This window comes from Streptomyces sp. NPDC002809 (assembly GCF_040295435.1).
In the GTDB taxonomy this organism is placed as follows: domain Bacteria; phylum Actinomycetota; class Actinomycetes; order Streptomycetales; family Streptomycetaceae; genus Streptomyces.
Window position 1 is genome coordinate 1 of the sequence record NZ_JBEOVJ010000177.1, and the last position, 1,976, is coordinate 1,976.

The following is a 1,976-nucleotide window of genomic DNA, read 5'->3' on the forward strand; positions in this document are numbered from 1 at the left end:
CTGCCTTGAGGTTGCGGACCATGTCGTCGAGGCTGGTGAAGTAGATCGAGTATCCGGCCCGGCAGGCCCCGACCGCCAGCGCGATTGCGATGTGAGTCTTGCCGACTCCGGGCGGACCCAGCAGGGCGGCATTGGCCTTCGCTTCGACGAAGGACAGCGTGGCCAGATCTTTGATCTTGCGCGGGTCGAGCTCGGGCTGGAACGAGAAGTCGTACTCATCCAGCGTTTTGTGGTGCGGAAGCCGGGAGAGCCGCAGTCCCTGACGGAAGCGGCGGTCGTCACGGACGGCGAGTTCTTCGGAGAGGACCAGGTCAAGGAAGTCGAGGTAGCCCATCTTTCCCTCGTCCGCCCGCCGCGTGTACTCGTTGATCGTTTCTGCCAGGTGGGGCAGGCCGAGCTTGGTCGCCGTGGTGCGGATGCGGTTGCCTGTCAGCTCGCTCAAGACGATTCCTTCGTCGCTCGGTTACTGGTGAAAGGGCGGGTCCCGGTCAGCTCGTCGTAGACCGACAACGGCCGGCGACCGACCTCGACGCGGGTCGCCGCAGCCCGGTTGAGGAGGGCTTGCAGCGGTCCGCTCTCGTCGCCCAGGGGGCGATCGTGACGCGGCCGGGGCGGGGCGTCGCTGGTCGTGGTCCGGCGTCCTTTGCCGGTGGGCAGGCCGTCCCAGTGCTGTTCTTCGACGACACGGACGCCGCGTCCGACGGCCCGTGGATGCATGGCAAGCAGCGTCCCGCCACTGGAGTCGGCAACGGTGGAATGCAGCATGACCTGCGACTTCGTGGCCCTGATCTCCACCAGCTGACGCGGTCGGACCTTGCGGGCCGGGACCGAGTAGAGGTTCCCGCCGAAGGCGACCAGGCAGTCCTTGCCGACCGGCCGCAGATGACGTTCGGCCACCAGATACGGAGTCGGTGGCAACGGCTTGAGAGCCGCGTGGTCACGAACTGCCCGCTCACCGATCACCTGCTGGTGAGTCCGGTGCGTCTGGGTTCGTCGTTTCGGCACCCAGGCGGTGAACGCGGCGTCCATCTCCTCGATGCAGGAGAAGGCCCGGCCCGAGAGAACGTGGTCGCGGACAATCAGGACCTGGCGTTCGACGCGGCCCTTGCCCTGGGGCCGGTAGGCGGCCAACACATCGATATCGAAGTCGTAGTGGCCGGCGAACCCGACCGCCTCCGGATGCAGTGGAACCGCCTCCCCCGGAGCCACGTGACGACGCACGACCGTCTTGGTGCGGTCGTAGACGATCGTCATCGGGACCCCGTTGAAGTGCGCGAATGCCCGCCGATGGCAGTCGAAGAACGTCTGCAGGTCCAGGCTGGTGGTGAAGCAGCAGAACGGATCGCGCGAGTACGACAGCACCATGTGGAAGGAGTAGACCTTCGGGATACCCAGGTGGGCCAGGACCTTGCCCTCATCGCCCCAGTCCACCTGAGCCTGAGCGCCTGGGATCACCTCGAACCTGCGATGCATCCCGGCCAGCTCCCGAGGAGCGATCCCCAGTTCCTCCGCAATCCTCGGGCGGGCCTCCTGCACGTAGAGCTTGACCCGCTGGTAGTTGCCGGTGAACCCGTACTCCGTGGCCAGCCGCTCGTGAATCACCGCGGCCTTCATCAGGATCTCCGCTCGCAGCATCGCGTCGATCAACGGGGCGACCTCGTCGACCACGCGCTTGCGCGGCTGACCACTCGCCACCCGGCGCGGCGGCGCCGACGAGTCGGCAGACAGGTACTTGCTGACCGTCCGCCAGTTCAGCCCGGTCTCCTTGGCGACCTCCGACAGGCTCATCGCCCCGGACTCCACCAATCCGCGAAAACGCCGGAGCTCAAGCCAGCGCTGCGGGTCCAAGACCATGGCTCACCCTCTCTGCGAACTTCGACAACAGGCAGCAGCGTGCCGGGGGCCGGCACTCAGCGCATCAAGAACCCTGCACGTTCATCCGTACGCGACTATGTGCGTTCACGTGTACGCCGACA

Annotated in this window: 2 protein-coding genes; both read right to left on the minus strand. The window is 66.4% G+C overall.

Annotated features, from left to right (window positions below):
• Positions 1–442 (minus strand): ATP-binding protein (locus tag ABT025_RS39380; protein ID WP_351003640.1); only part of this gene is annotated, 442 nt, incomplete at its 3' end.
• Positions 439–1,854, minus strand: a complete 1,416-nt coding sequence (gene istA / locus ABT025_RS39385) for an IS21 family transposase (protein ID WP_351003641.1) — start codon at positions 1,852–1,854, stop codon at positions 439–441. The genes istA and ABT025_RS39380, both read right to left, overlap by 4 nt.
• Positions 1,855–1,976: the final 122 nt, after the last annotated feature.